This window comes from Streptomyces sp. NP160 (assembly GCF_006335115.1).
Lineage (GTDB): Bacteria > Actinomycetota > Actinomycetes > Actinomycetales > Quadrisphaeraceae > Quadrisphaera.
Window position 1 is genome coordinate 211,102 of the sequence record NZ_VDMJ01000015.1, and the last position, 16,391, is coordinate 227,492.

12 protein-coding genes are annotated in these 16,391 nt (G+C 74.3%); 8 read left to right on the forward strand and 4 right to left on the reverse strand.

Going from position 1 to position 16,391, the window contains the following annotated elements; genetic code table 11:
* Positions 1 to 23 precede the first annotated feature (23 nt).
* Positions 24 to 851 (forward strand): isoprenyl transferase, encoded by an 828-nt coding sequence (locus tag FHN55_RS09945; protein WP_139712201.1) that lies wholly within the window; start codon positions 24 to 26, stop codon positions 849 to 851.
* A gap of 77 nt (positions 852 to 928) precedes the next feature.
* Here the strand turns inward: FHN55_RS09945 and FHN55_RS09950 are convergent, their stop codons facing one another.
* Entirely contained in the window at positions 929 to 2,761 is a 1,833-nt protein-coding gene (locus tag FHN55_RS09950; protein WP_139712129.1) for a phosphoenolpyruvate carboxykinase (GTP), read from the reverse strand.
* Between the two features lie 119 nt (positions 2,762 to 2,880).
* Here FHN55_RS09950 and FHN55_RS09955 point away from each other — a divergent pair, with 119 nt between their 5' ends.
* Both FHN55_RS09955 and FHN55_RS09960 read left to right on the forward strand, forming a co-directional pair.
* A complete protein-coding gene (locus FHN55_RS09955) occupies positions 2,881 to 4,329 on the forward strand; it encodes a helix-turn-helix transcriptional regulator (protein ID WP_257570841.1) in 1,449 nt (482 codons plus the stop codon).
* A 51-nt stretch (positions 4,330 to 4,380) separates the two neighbouring features.
* Positions 4,381 to 5,193: an alpha/beta fold hydrolase gene (locus FHN55_RS09960; protein ID WP_139712131.1), complete on the forward strand. Its 813-nt coding sequence runs from the start codon at positions 4,381 to 4,383 to the stop codon at positions 5,191 to 5,193.
* Positions 5,194 to 5,212: 19 nt separating this feature from the next.
* Here FHN55_RS09960 and FHN55_RS23260 read toward each other — a convergent pair whose 3' ends face one another.
* Positions 5,213 to 6,994, reverse strand: coding sequence for a type III PLP-dependent enzyme (locus FHN55_RS23260; RefSeq protein WP_218974519.1), 1,782 nt, complete (start codon positions 6,992 to 6,994; stop codon positions 5,213 to 5,215).
* A gap of 191 nt (positions 6,995 to 7,185) precedes the next feature.
* Between FHN55_RS23260 and FHN55_RS09970 the strand changes: the two genes are divergently transcribed.
* Together FHN55_RS09970 and FHN55_RS09975 are read left to right on the forward strand one after the other, a co-directional pair.
* On the forward strand, positions 7,186 to 8,616 hold the full coding sequence (locus FHN55_RS09970) for a glycine--tRNA ligase (RefSeq protein ID WP_139712132.1): 1,431 nt from the start codon (positions 7,186 to 7,188) through the stop codon (positions 8,614 to 8,616).
* Positions 8,617 to 8,733: 117 nt separating this feature from the next.
* Positions 8,734 to 9,387 (forward strand): PilZ domain-containing protein, encoded by a 654-nt coding sequence (locus FHN55_RS09975; RefSeq protein ID WP_139712133.1) that lies wholly within the window; start codon positions 8,734 to 8,736, stop codon positions 9,385 to 9,387.
* Between the two features lie 159 nt (positions 9,388 to 9,546).
* Here the strand turns inward: FHN55_RS09975 and FHN55_RS09980 are convergent, their stop codons facing one another.
* Positions 9,547 to 10,500, reverse strand: a complete 954-nt coding sequence (locus FHN55_RS09980; RefSeq protein ID WP_139712134.1) for a hypothetical protein — start codon at positions 10,498 to 10,500, stop codon at positions 9,547 to 9,549.
* Positions 10,501 to 10,803: 303 nt separating this feature from the next.
* Positions 10,804 to 12,246: a cation:dicarboxylate symporter family transporter gene (locus FHN55_RS09985; RefSeq protein WP_139712135.1), complete on the reverse strand. Its 1,443-nt coding sequence runs from the start codon at positions 12,244 to 12,246 to the stop codon at positions 10,804 to 10,806.
* Between the two features lie 163 nt (positions 12,247 to 12,409).
* Between FHN55_RS09985 and FHN55_RS09990 the strand changes: the two genes are divergently transcribed.
* The 3 genes from FHN55_RS09990 (at position 12,410) to FHN55_RS10000 (ending at position 16,380) form a co-directional block, all read left to right on the forward strand.
* Positions 12,410 to 14,104 (forward strand): sensor histidine kinase, encoded by a 1,695-nt coding sequence (locus tag FHN55_RS09990; RefSeq protein WP_180357741.1) that lies wholly within the window; start codon positions 12,410 to 12,412, stop codon positions 14,102 to 14,104.
* A complete protein-coding gene (locus FHN55_RS09995) occupies positions 14,101 to 14,841 on the forward strand; it encodes a response regulator (protein WP_139712137.1) in 741 nt (246 codons plus the stop codon). The genes FHN55_RS09990 and FHN55_RS09995 overlap by 4 nt, the downstream gene beginning before the upstream one ends.
* A gap of 66 nt (positions 14,842 to 14,907) precedes the next feature.
* Entirely contained in the window at positions 14,908 to 16,380 is a 1,473-nt protein-coding gene (locus FHN55_RS10000; RefSeq protein ID WP_218974521.1) for an MDR family MFS transporter, read from the forward strand.
* Positions 16,381 to 16,391: the final 11 nt, after the last annotated feature.

Genomic DNA, 16,391 nt, shown 5'->3' on the forward strand with positions numbered 1-16,391 from the left:
CGTCGTCGCCCTCGTCGGCGGGGGTGCCCCGGCGCACCGCGCCCGTCGTCGCCCCGCCTCCGCACCCCTCGGGCGCACGGCCCCCGGCCGTGCCGGCGGAGCTCGTGCCGAAGCACGTGGCCATCGTCATGGACGGCAACGGCCGCTGGGCCAACGCCCGGGGGCTGCCGCGCGTCGAGGGCCACAAGATGGGCGAGGCGTCGCTGCTCGACGTGGTGGCCGGTGCCATCGAGGTCGGCGTGACGCACGTCTCGGCGTACGCGTTCTCCACGGAGAACTGGAAGCGCTCCCCGGAGGAGGTGCGCTTCCTCATGGGCTTCAACCGCGACGTCATCCGCCGCCGTCGCGACACCATGCACGAGTGGGGCGTGCGCGTGCGCTGGGCCGGACGGCGCCCCCGGCTGTGGCGCAGCGTCATCAAGGAGCTGGAGGAGGCCGAGCGGCTCACCGCCGGCAACTCCACCTGCACCCTGACCATGTGCGTCAACTACGGCGGCCGGGCGGAGATCGCCGACGCCGCGAGGGCGCTGGCCCGCGAGGTGGCGGCAGGGCGCCTCGACCCGGAGCGGATCGACGAGCGCGCCCTGGCCCGCCACCTCGACGAGCCGGACCTACCTGACGTCGACCTCTTCCTGCGCACCAGCGGGGAGCAGCGGACGTCCAACTTCATGCTCTGGCAGTCGGCCTACGCCGAGCTGATGTTCGTGGACACGCCCTGGCCGGACGTCGACCGCCGCGTCCTGTGGCGGGCCGTCGAGGACTACGCCCGCCGCGACCGCCGCTACGGCGGTGCTCTCGACAGGCCCGCCGAGGCCGCGGGTGCGGACCCGGCTGGCGGTCAGACCGGCTGAGCGCAGCTGCGCTGCAGCGGCGGAGCCGGCGGCCCGGGAGGTCCCGGGCCGCCGGCTGCCGCTCAGCGACCAGCGGTTCACGCGCCGCCCTGCGTGCGCTGGCGCAGCTCCTCGAGCTGCTCGCCCATCTGCGCCGGGAGGCGGTCGCCGAACTTCGCGAAGAGCTCCGCCACGCCGTCGGCCTCGCGGTCGTAGTCGGCGGCGTCAGCGGTGAGCAGCTCGGTGACGACGTCGGCGGGCAGGTCCAGCCCGGCGGTGTCGAGGTCCTCGGTCAGCGGCACGAGGCCGGCGGGGGTGTCGACGGCGTCGACGCGGCCCTCCAGGCGGGCCACGACCCACTCGAGCACGCGGCTGTTCTCGCCGAACCCGGGCCAGAGGAAGCTGCCGTCGGCCCCCTTGCGGAACCAGTTCACCGAGAACAGGGCGGGGGCCTGGTCGCCGAGCAGCTCGCCCTGCTCCAGCCAGTGGCTCCAGTGGTCGGCGGCGTTGTAGCCGGTGAAGGGGAGCATCGCGAACGGGTCGCGGCGGACCTCACCGACCACGCCCTCGGCCGCTGCCGTCTTCTCCGAGGCCATGGTGGCCCCGAGGAACACGCCGTGCGCCCAGTCGCGGGCCTGCGCCACCAGCGGCACCGTCGTGGCGCGCCGACCGCCGAAGAGAATCGCGTCGACGACCACGCCCTCCGGGTCGTCCCAGCTGTCCGCCAGGGTCGGGCACTGCTCGGCGGCCACGGTGAAGCGGGCGTTCGGGTGGGCGGCGGGCTTGCCGGACTCCGGCGACCACGGCTGGCCGGTCCAGTCCAGGAGGCCCTGCGGCGGGGTGGGGGTCAGACCCTCCCACCAGACGTCCCCGTCAGCGGTCTGGGCGCAGTTGGTGAAGATCGTGTTGCCCCACAGCATCTGGTGCGCGGCGGGGTTGGTGGCCTCGCTGGTGCCCGGGGCCACGCCGAAGAAGCCGGCCTCGGGGTTGATGGCGCGCAGGCGGCCCTGGGAGTCGCGGCGCATCCAGACGATGTCGTCGCCGAGGGTCTCGACCTTCCAGCCGGGCAGGCTGGGGGTCATCATCGCGAAGTTGGTCTTGCCGCACGCCGAGGGGAAGGCGCCGGCCACGTGGTACTGCTTCCCCTGCGGCGTGGTGACGCGCACGAGGAGCATGTGCTCGGCCAGCCAGCCCTCCTCGCGGCCCATCGCGGAGGCGATGCGCAGCGCGAAGCACTTCTTGCCCAGGAGGGCGTTGCCGCCGTAGCCGGAGCCGAAGCTCCAGATCTGCCGGCTCTCGGGGAAGTGGGCGATGAGCTTGGTCTCGTTGGAGGGCCAGGCCACGTCCTCGCGGACCTGCTGGCCGAACTCGTCGTTCAGCGGGTAGCCGACCGAGTGGACGGCGGGCACCCAGGGGGCACCGGCCTCGATGAGCTCGCGGGCGGCGGTGCCCACCCGGGTCATGGTGCCCATGGACAGCACCGCGTACAGCGAGTCGGTGACCTGCACGCCGAGCTGGGAGATGGGGCCGCCGACCGGGCCCATCGAGAAGGGCACCACCCACATCGTGCGGCCGCGCATGCTGCCCTCGAAGAGCTCGATGAGCTCGGCCTCGAGGTCCACCGGGTCGCGCCAGTTGTTGGTGGGGCCGGCGTCCTCGGGGTCGGTGGTGGCGATGACGGTGCGGTCCTCGACGCGGGCGACGTCGTCGGGGGCCGAGCGCACGAGGTAGCTGCCGTAGTGGGGCTCGGGCAGCGGCTCAAGGGTGCCCTTGCGCACGCCCATGGCGATGAGGCGGTGGCGCTCGGCGCCGGACCCGTCGCACCAGACCACGCGGGCCGGCTGGGTGAGCTCGGCGATGCGCGCGACCCAGGCGTGGACGTCGGGGACCTGCGAGCCGGTGGCGGTGGGGATGTCGTCGATCAGGGTCATGGCGGCGCTCCTCGCTCGGTGGGGCTGCGGTGCTCTGCCTCTAGGTTTCCCCGGCCGGAAGGGGTCTTAAAGGGTTGATGTGTGTCAAGAACCGCAGTTCTTGCGTTAACGTCAAGCCCGTGACCGCCGACGGCGCCGCTGCCGACCCGCTGACCCTCGGGCGACGGGTCCGCTACCTGCGGACCCAGCGCGGCCTCACCCTCGACCAGCTGGCCGCGGACACCGGTGTCTCCGCGAGCCAGCTGTCGCTGGTGGAGAACGGGCACCGCGAGCCCAAGCTGGGCCTGCTCTCGGCCCTCGCCACCGCGCTCGGCGTGCCGCCGGGGTCCCTGCTGGACCCAGAGCCGCCCACCCGCCGCGCCGCCCTCGAGATCGCCCTGGAGCGGGCCCAGTCGAGCCCGGCCTACGCCCGGCTCGGCCTCCCCTCCGTGCGGCCGTCCAAGACCCTGCCCACGGACGCCCTGGAGGTGCTGGTCGGGCTCCACGGCGAGCTGCGGCGCCGCGACGAGGCGGCCTCCGCCACCCCGGAGGAGGCCCGCCGCGCCAACACCGAGCTGCGGCAGACCATGCGGGCGGTCCACAACCACCTGCCCGAGATCGAGGAGCTGGCGGAGCGGCAGCTGCGCGCCGCCAGGCACGCGGGCGGCCCGCTGACGCACCGCACCGTGGCGCGCATGGCGGCCGACCTCGGCCTGACGATCATCCACGTCGACGACCTGCCGCACTCCACGCGGACCGTCACCGACCTGGAGAACGGCCGCATCTACCTGCCGCCGGTGTCGATCCCCGGCGGGCACGGGCTGCGCTCGCTGGCCCTGCAGGCCATGGCCCACCAGCTGCTCAAGCACTCCGCCCCGGTGGACTACGCCGACTTCCTCCGCCAGCGCATGGAGATCAACTACTACGCGTCGGCGTGCCTGGTGCCCCGCACGCCCGCCTTGGAGCTGCTGTCCGCCGCGAAGGCCGCCAAGGACCTGGCCGTGGAGGACCTGCGCGACGCCTTCGGCATCACCCACGAGACCGCGGCCTGGCGCCTCACCAACCTCGCCATGCACGACCTCGGCATCCCCGTGCACTTCCTGCGCGTCACCGAGGACGGCTCCCTCACCAAGGGCTACGAGGACGACGGGGTCGGCTTCCCCGCCGACGCCGGCGGCGCCGTGGAGGGCCAGTACGTGTGCCGCCGCTGGGCCGCGCGGGCCGTCTTCGGCCAGCGCGACCGCACCACGGAGTTCCACCAGTACACCGACACCCCGGCAGGCACCTTCTGGTGCAGCGCGCAGACCGGCCGCGACGCCTCCGGCAGGCGCTTCTCCATCACGGTGGGCGTGCCCTACGTCCACGCCAAGTGGTTCCGCGGCCGCGACACCCAGGTCCGGGCGCGCTCCACGTGCCCGGAGGAGGGCTGCTGCCGCCGGCCCCCCGCGGACCTGGCGGACCGCTGGTCCGGGCGCAGCTGGCCGTCGGCCACCATGCACGCCCACGTGCTGGCGCCGCTGCCCACCGGGTCCTTCCCCGGCGTCGACGACGCCGAGGTCTACGCCTTCCTCGAGCGCCACGCCACCTGACCGGCCGCCGCTCCGCCACCGACCCTGCGAGAGACCTGGGAAGATCCTCCGATGCCCACCGCCAGCCCGCTCGACCAGCAGCCGACGCCGCTCATGGTGATGACGGAGGACCGCCGTCGCATCGCGACCTACGACCTCGGCGCCTCCGACGGCCCGCCCGACGCGCCGGTGGTGCTCGCCGTCCACGGCTTCGCCTCCAGCTTCGTGGCCAACTACGTGCGCACCGGCTGGGCGCGCGACCTGCAGCGCGCCGGCGTGCGCGTGCTCGGCGTGGACCAGCGCGGCCACGGAGCCTCGGAGAAGCCGCACACCCGCGACGCCTACTCCCTGGACCACCTCGTCGAGGACCTGCGCGTGGTGCTGGACACCTACGGCGTGACCGAGGTGGCCTACGTCGGCTACTCGCTGGGCGCCCGCGTCGGCTGGCGCGCCGCCCTCGACATGCCCGAGCGCATCACCCGCGCCGTGCTCGGCGGCATCCCCGACGGCGCACCGCTGACCCGCTTCCGCGTGGAGGAGGCCCGCCACGCCCTCGCGACCGGCGAGACCCCGTCGGACCGGGTCACCGCCGGTTACCTGACCATGGCCAGCGCCGTGCCCGGCAACGACGTCAACGCGCTGGTCGCCCTCGTCGAGGGCCTGCGCCGCGGCGGGCCCGACGACGACCCCGACCCGCACGACCCGCCGCACATGCCGGTGCTCTTCGCCACCGGCAGCGAGGACGGCATCATCGAGGGCTCCAAGCGCCTGGCCGAGGCCACCCCCGGCGGCCGGTTCTACGAGATCCCCGGGCGCCACCACTTCAACGCCCCCACCTCCCGGCAGTTCCGGGAGACGGCCATCGACTTCGTGCTCGGGCGCTGACCCGGGGTCGCACCGGCGGTCAGGCGCACGGGACGGCGTCGAGCACCACGACCGCCGCGGGCGGGCGGCCGTTGAACCGGCTGGCCGTGACCGAGGTGTACGCGCCCATCGTGGGGCTCACCACGACGTCGCCCACCTGCAGCCGCGGCATGGGCCAGCCGCGGGCGATGACGTCCAGGCCGCAGCACGTGGGGCCGGCGATGGTGACCGGCCCGGCCAGCGGGGCTCCGGCGAGCTCGGCCGCACCCAGCACCAGCGGCTGGACGTGCTCGGTCAGGACGTTCGACCAGCTGCCGTAGAGGCCGTCGTCGAGGTAGGCCCAGAGACCGTCGGGGCGCTCGGCCGTGCTGACCACCCGCGTGACCGCCGTGCCCGCCTCGGCCACCACCGCGCGCCCCGGCTCGGCGATCACCGTCATCCGGCCGTCCAGCGCTGCGAGCACCGGGCGCAGCGCTGCGGTGATCCGGGCGAGCGGGGTGGCGGGGGAGCCGTAGGAGACGGGGAAGCCGCCGCCGACGTCGAGGACGTCCATCCGGATGCCGTGGCGCGCCTCCACCTCCTCGACCAGCGCCAGCGCCGAGGCCAGCGCCTCGACGAACGGCTCGACGGCGTCCATCTGGCTGCCCACGTGGTAGCTGACGCCGGCCACCCGCACGCCGCGGTCGACGGCGGTGGCGACGAGCCGCCGCGCCGTGGTCGCGTCGGCGCCGAACTTCCCCGACAGGTCCACGGCCGCCCGCCGGTCGCTGTGCGCCAGGCGCACGAGCGCCCGGCAGCCCTCGGGCAGGTCCAGCAGCTTGAGCAGCTCCACCTCGTTGTCGACGACGAAGAGCCGCACGCCCTGCGCCGCGGCCGCTGCCCGCTCGGCGCGGGTGGCGACCGGGTTGGTCCACACCAGCCGGTCACCGGCGACGCCCAGGCCCTCCAGCAGCTCGGCCTCGGCGGTGCTGGCCACGTCGAAGCGCGCCCCGGCGCCGGCCAGCGCCGCCAGCACCCGGGGGTGGTCGAGGGCCTTGACCGCGTAGTGGAGCTGCACGCCGGGCAGCTGGGCCTGGAGCTCTCGGTAGCTGGCGACGGCGACCGCCGGGTCCAGGACCAGCAGCGGGCTGCCGTGGCGGGCCACCAGCTCCTGCAGGCCGTCGGCTCCCCAGCGCGCCGCCAGCTCGCGGCACCGCACGGAGCGCAGCCCCCGGCCGCGCCCGCCGTCGTCGTCCTGCTCCGCCGCCGTGAGGTCCACGAGGCGTCCGACCGGTCCGGCCGCCTGCGGGGCCCGCTGCCGCCACCCGAGCGCCACCGTGGCCCGGTGGGCGAGCGCGGCGATGCCGTAGAAGGAGGCGTCGGAGACCACCTTGCCGACCAGGAGCGCCACGGCGGCCTGCGGGACGGCGAGCGCCGCCAGCCACAGGAGCGTCGGGCGCACGACGGCGTCGACCGCCTCGGCCGGCCCGTACTCGGCGGCCGCCAGCCGCAGCGACCTCCGCGCGAGCGCCCACCCGCGCACCCCGGCCCGGCGCTGCTCCGCCACCACCTGGCCGACGGCGACGCCGTAGAAGCCGACGTTCTCCGCCGCGGTCGCCGCCAGCGCCGCGCGCAGCGGAGAGCCGGTCGCGCGCAGGACCGCGGTGCCGGCCAGGAGGAGCAGCGCGGTGCCCGCCAGCTCGCTCGGCAGGTAGCGGCGCACCCAGAAGCCCAGCGGACCGAGGCGCGCGGCCAGGCGCGCGGCCAGGCGGGCGGCCAGGGGCTGGAGCGGCAGGACGGCCCACCGGGTGGCCGGGGGCGCTGGGGTCGCCGAGCGGTGCATGCGGGGCTCCTCGCGGGGGCGGCTGGAGCGCCCAACCTGGCCCGGGCGCGGCTCCCGGCGCATCCGTGTCAGCACCTACCCGCCCAGGAGGTCCTCCCGGGTCCGGTGGGGGCCGGCGTCGGCGTCCTCCTCCCGGCGGCGGTCCTAGGCTGGAGCGTCCACCGACACGCCAGCCGGAGAGGGTCCCCGCCGTGAGCGCCCCCAGCACCAGTGCGAGCAGCAAGCCCGCCAAGAAGAAGTCCAGCCTCGACGACGTCGTCAGCCTCGCCAAGCGGCGCGGCTTCGTCTTCCCCTCGGGGGAGATCTACGGCGGCACGCGCTCGGCGTGGGACTACGGGCCGCTGGGCGTGGAGCTGAAGGAGAACATCAAGCGCCAGTGGTGGCGCTCGGTGGTCACCAGCCGCGACGACGTCGTCGGCCTGGACTCCTCCGTCATCCTGCCGCGGCAGACGTGGGTGGCCTCCGGCCACGTCGGCGTCTTCACCGACCCGCTCACCGAGTGCCAGCAGTGCCACAAGCGCTACCGGGCCGACCACCTCGCCGAGGAGTTTGAGGAGAAGAAGGGCCGCGCTCCGCAGGGCGCGAACGGCGGCCTGGAGGAGATCACCTGCCCCAACTGCGGCACCCGCGGCCGCTGGACCGAGCCCCGCGACTTCAACATGATGCTGAAGACCCACCTCGGCCCCGTCGAGGACGAGTCCGGGCTGCACTACCTGCGCCCCGAGACCGCGCAGGGCATCTTCGTGAACTTCGCCAACGTCATGGGCTCGGCGCGCAAGAAGCCGCCGTTCGGCATCGGCCAGATCGGCAAGTCCTTCCGCAACGAGATCACGCCCGGCAACTTCATCTTCCGCACCCGCGAGTTCGAGCAGATGGAGATGGAGTTCTTCGTCGAGCCCGGCACCGACGAGACCTGGCACCAGTACTGGATCGACAACCGCACCGACTGGTACGTCGACCTCGGCATCGCCCGCGAGAACCTGCGCCACTACGAGCACCCGAAGGAGAAGCTGAGCCACTACTCGACGCGCACCGTCGACATCGAGTACCGCTTCGGCTTCTCCGGTTCAGAGTGGGGCGAGCTCGAGGGCATCGCCAACCGCACCGACTTCGACCTCAAGACGCACTCGGAGCACTCCGGCACGGACCTGTCCTACTTCGACCAGGGCAAGGGCGAGCGCTGGGTGCCCTACGTCATCGAGCCCGCCGCCGGCCTGACCCGCTCGCTCATGGCGTTCCTCGTGGAGGCGTACGCCGAGGACGAGGCGCCGAACGCCAAGGGCGGGGTCGACAAGCGCACGGTGCTGCGCCTGGACCACCGGCTCGCGCCGGTCAAGGCCGCGGTGCTGCCGCTGTCGCGCTCGGAGGACCTCTCGCCCAAGGCCCGCGACCTCGCGGCCCAGCTGCGGAAGGCCTGGAACGTCGACTTCGACGACGCCGGCGCCATCGGCCGCCGCTACCGCCGCCAGGACGAGATCGGCACGCCGTTCTGCCTCACCGTCGACTTCGACACCCTCGAGGACCAGGCCGTCACCGTCCGCTCGCGCGACACGATGACGCAGGAGCGGGTGGCGCTCGACAAGGTGCAGGGCTACCTCGCCAGCCACCTCGTCGGCTGCTGACCGCCCCTGCGGCAGTCCCCGCCCGAGCGGTCCGCAGGCCGTCTGCCCATGACGGCCTGCGGACCGCTCCTGCGGAAACGCTGACCGCGACACGCCGACAGCCCTAGTGTGGCCAGCGTGTTCGTGACCCCCGACCAGGTGCCGCCGGTGGGCGGCCCCGTGCGCCTCCTGCCGATCTCCGGGGGGCCCGAGCAGCGCGGCACGCTGTCCGACTGGAGCACGAGCCCCGCCGGGCTCGTCGCCACCGCCGTCGTCACCCTCGACGACGCCGCGGCCGCCTCCCTGGCCGACGAGCCGGTGTGGGCGCACCTGCAGGGTGCCGGCGGAGCCGCCGTGGTCCTGGAGGCCGTCGCCGAGGGCACCGCCGTCGACGGCGAGCTGCTGCTGACCGGCGTCCTGGCGCTGGCCACCGAGCAGCAGCGCGCCGAGCCGCGCGCCGACATCGCCCGCAGGGCGCAGCTGCGCGGCCGGGTGGCCGCCGCCGCCCGCACCATCGACCTGTCGCGCACCGGCGCCCGCGTGGTGCTCGCCACCGACGCCGCCATGGCCAACTTCGGCGCCTCCGCTGACGACCAGGTGGAGCTCGTGGTGGAGGTCGACGCCGAGGAGACCGTGGTCGCCTCCGCCCGCGTGGTCCGCGTCGACGCCCAGCGCTCCGAGGTGGCGCTCACCTTCATCGACCTGTCCGATGCCGACGCCACGCGCATCGAGCGCGCCGTGCTCGGGCAGATCAGCAGCGAGCGCGAGCAGGCCGGAGCCTCCGCCGGCTGACCCGCGCCCCCAAGTCCGCGCCGCCTGGGAGGCGCCCGGGCCGCCGCTCCTCGATGGCACGGGGTGGCCCCGTGCCAGTCCTACTGGCACGGGGCCACCCCGTGCCAGTCAGGGAGTGGTGCCGATCCACCCAGCCAGGGCTGGACGAGCGTCCTGTGCTCAGGACGCTGCGCGGCCCTGCTCGGCCGCGCACATCCGCAGGAACTGCAGCACCTCGCGGCAGACCGCCTCGAGGTCGTCCTCGACCTCGCTCGGCAGCACCGAGATGGTGCGCAGCCCCGACAGCACCACGCTGCGCTGGCGCCGCGTCGTCTCCCGGAAGTCACCGGGCGCGAGGTGCCACTCGACGGAGTTGATCTCCAGTTCCGCGTGGAGGTCTTCCCAGTAGGCGTCGTAGACCACCAGCAGCTGACCGCCCTCGTCTCGCACCTCGGCGTTCCACCGCGGCTGCGGCACGCCGTACCTGTCGAACCCTGCGCGCAGCCGTGCCTCGGCCACGGACCTGATCCCCGCGGCGACCTCGGCGAGCACCTCCCTGGACAGGGCCGTGCGCTGCCTCTGGGCCAGGCGCACCTCCGTCCAGACCTCGGCGGCGGTGCAGAACCGCTGCTGCACCACCGCTGCCACGAGCTCGCGCACCTCGTCCAGGTCGTCGAGGCGCCGACAGGCGTCGATGACAGCGCGTGCCGGTGGCACCACCCGCAGGCCGTCGCGCACCCGGTCCCCGACGTCGCGCCGGGTCCTGGTCACCAGCGCGAACCCGTGCGAGGTCTTCTGGCTCGCATGCGGGACGAGGACGTGGACGCGGTCGGAGCGGCGCAGCCCCCGTGCCCGGACGCCGAGCAGGTCCAGGGCGTCGAGCCCGGTCAGCGCGCTGCCTCCGCCCGCGTACTTGAGCGCGGCGAGCCGCCGTTCGTGCAGGGTCAGCACCCCTCGGTGACCGACGACGACTCCGGGCAGGGCGCGCTGCCACGGCCCCTCGCGCCTGATCCGCAGCGTGATCGTCGAGCTCGGCACGCCGACCTGGCGCAGCTCGGAGTGCGTGGCCACCGATGCCCCGGGGCGCAGGAGCTCTGACAGGGCGATCTGGTCGACGGGGACGCGGCGGGGCACGGGCGCCAGCGTGGCCGCGTGGGGTGCTCTCGGCCGTCGTCGTCCTGGTCCCTGTGGACGACGACGGTGGCGGCGGCCCCTGTGGGCACGCGGCCTGCGGCGGAGCTTGCGGGTCTGCGGCGCACGGACGCAGCCGGCCAGCGGGCGCTGGGGGGATCCGCGCCACTGCCTGACTGGCACGGGGTGGCCCTGTGCCAGTAGGACCGGCACAGGGCCACCCCGTGCCAGTCAGGACCGCGGGGTGGACGCACCGAGCGCCGGCCTCCTCGGGGGAGACCGGCGCTCGGGCGTCGGGGGGCGGCGTCAGCGCTGGGCGCTGCCCACCAGCGTGCGGTCGCCGCCACGGGCGGTCGCGTCCGCCTCGGACGGGGCGTCCGGGCCAGCGGTGGGGGTGCCGTGGCCGCCGTCAGCCGCGAGGGAGCTCTCGTCGAAGGGCAGGTCGCCCTTCAGGACGGAGCGGACGCGGTCCTTGTCGATCTGCTGGGTCCAGGTGCCCACCAGGACGGTGGCCACCGCGTTGCCGGCGAAGTTGGTGACGGCCCGGGCCTCGGACATGAACCGGTCGATGCCCACGATGAAGCCGACGCCGGGGACCAGGGCCGGGGCGTGAGCCTGCAGACCGCCGGCCAGGGTGGCCAGGCCAGCGCCGGTGACGCCGGCAGCACCCTTGGAGGCGAGGATCATGAACGCCAGCAGCCCGATCTGGGCGGGGATCGACAGCGGGGTGCCCATGGCGTCGGCGATGAAGATCGAGGCCATGGTCAGGTAGATCGCGGTGCCGTCGAGGTTGAAGGAGTAGCCGGTCGGGACGACGATCCCGACGACCGGGCGGTTGACACCGAGGTGCTCCATCTTGGCGATGAGGCGGGGGAGGGCGGTCTCGGAGGAGGACGTCGAGACGATGAGCAGGAACTCCCGGCCCAGGTACTTGAAGAGGCTGAAGATGTTCAGGCCGGTGACGACCCGCAGGATCGTGCCCAGGATGACGAAGACGAAGACCGCGCAGGTCAGGTAGAAGGCGCCCATGAGGATGGCGAGCGCCTTGAGGGCCTCGACGCCGGTCTCGCCGACCACGCCGGCGATCGCGCCGAACGCGCCGATCGGCGCCAGCCACATCACCCAGGCCAGGACCTTGAAGACGAGCTTCTGCAGGTTGCCGACGAAGTCGAGCAGCGGCTTGCCGGACTCGCCCATGGTCTGCAGCGCGAAGCCGACGACCAGCGCGATGACCAGCACCTGCAGCACCTGCTCCTGCACCAGGGCGGAGAAGAGGGTGGTCGGGATGAGGCTGGTGATGAAGCCGATGACCCCACCGCCCTCGGCGCTGGCCTCAGCGGCCTTGTCGGCGGCGGCCTGCGCGGCAGCGGCGTTCGACTCGGAGATGGTCAGCCCGTCACCCGGGTGGATGATGTTGCCCACCACCAGGCCGATGACGAGCGCGAAGGTCGACATCGCCAGGAAGTAGCCGAGGGCGATGCCACCGACCTTGCCGACGGTGGCGGCCTTCCGGATGGAGCCGATGCCCAGGACGATGGTGCAGAAGATCACCGGGCCGATCATCATCTTCACCAGGGAGATGAAGGCCGCGCCGATCGGCTTCATCTCCTTGGCGGTGTCCGGGGCCACCAGACCCAGGACGATGCCGGCCGTCACGGCGACGATCACGCCGATGTAGAGCCAGTGCGACTTGTCCTTGTGCTTGCGCGGCGTCTCGCCGCCAGCGACCGCTGCTGCAGAAGAGCTCATGGTCTCCGCACCTCCACGTCGTCGTGATCGGGGCCACCTCGCCCCTGGTGTGTGTGCCGCGGGTCACAGCCCGCCTGGTGGAAGAGGTTGCGCTGACGCCGCCCGGGTGTCGCGCTTGTGGTCGTTGTGTTCATGGACGCGTCGGACCTGCATGCTGTGCGACGTGCGCGTGACGGGGCCGTGGGGCCGTTCGACGTCCCTCGCCCGGCAGCTGCTCGTCCTGCAGGTGGTGCTGCTGGTCGTGGTGATGCTCGGCGTCGCCGTCGTCGACGCCGTCCTCGACGTCCGGCGCGACGAGGACGCCGCCGCCCAGCGCGTCCTCGGGGTCGCGGAGTCCTTGGCGCTGAGCCCCACGGTGGAGGAGGTCGCCACCAACGCCGGCACCGTGCAGAGCCGCTCGGCGGTGCTGCAGCCGTTCGCCGAGGCGGTCCGGGCCGAGACCCGCCTGTCCTTCATCACGATCATGGCGCCGGACGGCACCCGCTGGACCCACCCCGACCCGGCCCAGATCGGCCGCACCTTCCTGGGCTCGCGCCAGGTCGCGCTGGCGGGGCGGCCGTTCACCGAGACGTACACGGGCACCCTCGGCCCGTCCGTGCGCGCGGTGGTCCCGGTCTTCGCCCCGGGCCAGGGGGACGACGACGGCGACCGCGGCCGGGTGGTCGGGCTCGTGGCCGTGGGCGTGACCACGGCGCAGCTCAACGAGGAGTTCGTGCGCAGCCTCCCGCTGCCGATGGCGCTGCTGGCGGCGCTGCTGGGCGTGTCGCTGGCGGGCAGCGCCCTGGTGTCCCGGCGGCTGCGGCGCCAGACGCACGGCATGGGCAGCGACGACATCGAGAGGCTCCGCTCCTCCCACGAGGCGGTGCTGCACTCGGTGCGCGAGGGGCTGCTCGTGGTGGACCCCGACGGGCGCGTGGGCGTGGCCAACGACGAGGCGCGCCGCCTGCTGGGCCTGGACGCCGACCCGGTGGGGCTGCCCGTGGCCCAGCTGCCGATCGCCACGTCGGTGCGCGACGTCCTCGAGGAGGGCCGCGCGGCCACCGACGAGACCCACCTCACCGACGACCGGGTGCTCGTGGTGAGCCAGTCGCAGGTGGAGTGGACCGGCCGCCGCCACGGCGCGGTGGTCACGCTGCGCGACAGGACCGAGCTGGAGGCGCTCACCGGAGAGCTCGACTCCACGCGCGCCCTGTCGGAGGCGCTGCGCTCCCAGGCGCACGAGGCCGCCAACCGGCTGCACACCGTGGTGGTGCTCGTGGAGACCGGTCACCCCGAGCGGGCGGTGGAGTACGCGGTGGAGCAGCTGGAGCTGTCCCAGCGCCTCACCGACCGGGTGCTGGAGAGCGTGGAGGAGCCGGTGGTCGCCGCGCTGCTGCTGGGCAAGACCGCGCAGGCCGCGGAGCGCGCCGTGACGGTGCGGGTGGACGAGCGAACCCAGCTGCCGGCCGAGCTCACCCGGTCGCCGGGCACCTCGCGCGACCTCGTCACGGTGCTGGGCAACCTGCTCGACAACGCCGTCGACGCCAGCGCCGGCCCCGACCTCGTCTCCAGCCCTCGGGAGGTGGTGGTGCTGCTGCGGCCGGACGGCACCGACCTGCTGGTCCGCGTGGACGACACCGGTCCGGGCCTGCCCGCCGAGCTGGTGACCACGGCCTTCACCCGCGGCTGGTCCACCAAGGTCTCGACCTCGGTCGCGGGCCGCGGCCTCGGCCTGTCGCTGGTCGACCAGGTGGTCCGGCGCCGGGGAGGCACCGTGGAGGTGCTCTCGCGCAGGGACGCGGAGCCCGCTGCCGGCCACGACGACGCGGCCCCCGGCACCCGCTTCGAGGTCCGCCTCCCGCTGGCTGGCCTGCGGTGACCGCTCCGGCAGGGGGCGCGGGCCGCAGCCCCCGCGACGTGCGGGTGCTGGTGGTGGAGGACGAGCCGCTGGTGGCCTCGGCCCACGCGCAGTACGTGCGCGAGCTGGCCCGGTTCGAGCTGGCGGGTGCCGCCGGCACGGTCCGCGAGGCGGTCGCCCAGCTCAAGGCGGCAGCCGCGGCCGGGCGTCCCGTCGACCTGGTCCTGCTCGACCTCGACCTGCCCGACGGCCACGGCCTCGACCTCGTCCGCTCGCTGCGCGCCGCCCGGTGGACCGGTGACGTCATCGCCGTCACGTCCACGCGGGACCTGGCCGCGGTCCGGTCGGCGGTGTCGCTGGGCGTGGTCCAGTACCTGCTCAAGCCCTTCGCGCGGCGCTCCTTCGAGGACAAGCTGACCCGCTACCTCGACTACCGCGCGCAGCTCGCGGCCGACGGCGGGGGACCCCTGGGCCAGGACGACGTCGACAGGGCCTTCGCGGCGCTGCGCACCCCCGGGGAGGCGTCCACCGCGCTGCCCTCGGGCCTGGTCGCGGAGACGGTCGACGCGGTGCGGCGCGCGGTGGCCGCCGCGCCGTCGTCCGCCTCGGAGGTGGCCGCCTCCTGCGGCACCTCACGGGTCACCGCCCGCCGCTACCTGGAGCACCTCACCGAGGTCGGTGAGCTGGAGCGCCACCAGCGCTACGGCGGCACCGGCCGCCCCGAGGTGGAGTACCGCCCCGCGCGGCGCGGCCGCTGACCCTCCGACCGACGCCGCCGGCGGCTCCCCGGGTGGTGATTGCTGCCGGCACCTAGCCTGGAGGCCGTGAGCGTGACGAGCGGGGGCGTCGGGCTGCGGTCCGAGCGCGGGCCGGTGCTGCTGGGTGTGATGCTGTCGACGGCGCTGGTGGCCATCGACGCCACCGTCATCGCCACCGCCGTGCCGTCGGTGGTGGCCGAGCTGGGCGGCTTCTCGCAGTTCCCGTGGCTGTTCAGCGCCTACCTGCTGGCCCAGGCCGTGAGCGTGCCGGTGTTCGGCAAGCTCGCCGACGTCTTCGGGCGCAAGCCGGTGATGCTCGTGGGCATCGGCGTGTTCCTGCTCGGGTCGGTGCTGTGCGGGGCGGCGTGGAGCATGGAGTCGCTGATCGTCTTCCGGGCGGTGCAGGGACTCGGGGCCGGGGCCGTGCAGCCGATGTCCATGACGATCGTCGGCGACGTCTACTCGGTGGCGGAGCGCGCGAAGGTCCAGGGCTACATCGCCGGCGTCTGGGGCGTCTCGTCCGTGGTGGGCCCGACCCTCGGCGGCGTCTTCTCGGAGTACACCAGCTGGCGCTGGATCTTCTTCGTCAACGTCCCCCTGTGCCTGGTGGCGGCCGCCGCCATCGGCTGGCGCTTCCACGAGCGCCGCGAGCGCCGCCGCGCCCGGGTCGACGTGCTCGGCGCCTCCGTCCTGACCGCGGCGCTCACCCTGCTCGTGCTGGGCGTGCTCGAGGGCGGCCAGGCGTGGGCGTGGGCGTCGGTCCCGGGGGTGGGGGTGCTCGCTGCGGGGGGCGTCCTGCTGGGGCTCTTCGTGCTCGTCGAGCGGCGCGCGGCGGACCCGGTGGTGCCGCTGCACCTGCTGCGCCGCCGCCTGCTCGTCACCACCAGCGCCGCGTCGGCGTGCATCGGCGCGGTGCTGCTCGCCCTGACCTCCTACGTGCCGACCTTCGTGCAGGTGTCGCTGGGCACCGGCCCGCTGGTGGCCGGGTTCGCGCTGGCCGCGCTGACCCTGGGGTGGCCTGTCTCGGCGTCCCAGTCCGGGCGGGTCTACCTGCGGGTCGGGATGCGCACCACCGCCGTCGTCGGAGCCGTGGTGGTGCTGGGCGGGTGCCTGCTCCTGCTGCCGCTGGGCACCTCCTCGCCCGTGGCGGCGGTGGCGGGCGCCTCGTTCGTCATCGGACTGGGGATGGGCCTGACGGCCGCGCCCACGCTCATCGCGGCGCAGTCCGCCGTGGGGTGGGGCGAGCGCGGCGTGGTGACGGGACTGAACATGTTCGCGCGGTCCGCCGGCAGCGCTGTCGGCATCGCCGTCTTCGGTGCCGTGGTCAACGCCAGCCTCGGCGGTCGCTCGGTCGAGAGCGGGTCGGCCGGTGGGTCGGTGGCCCCGGGGGAGCTGTCCGACGCCGTCCACCTGGTCTTCCTCGGGGTGGTGGCGCTCGCCGCGGTGCTGCTGCTCGCCGTCGTCCTCATGCCGAAGGACCGCCCGCCGGCTCCCGCCCGGCAGGAGCCCGACCCCGACGAGGCGGCCGTCACCGCCTGAGCCCCGGCGCG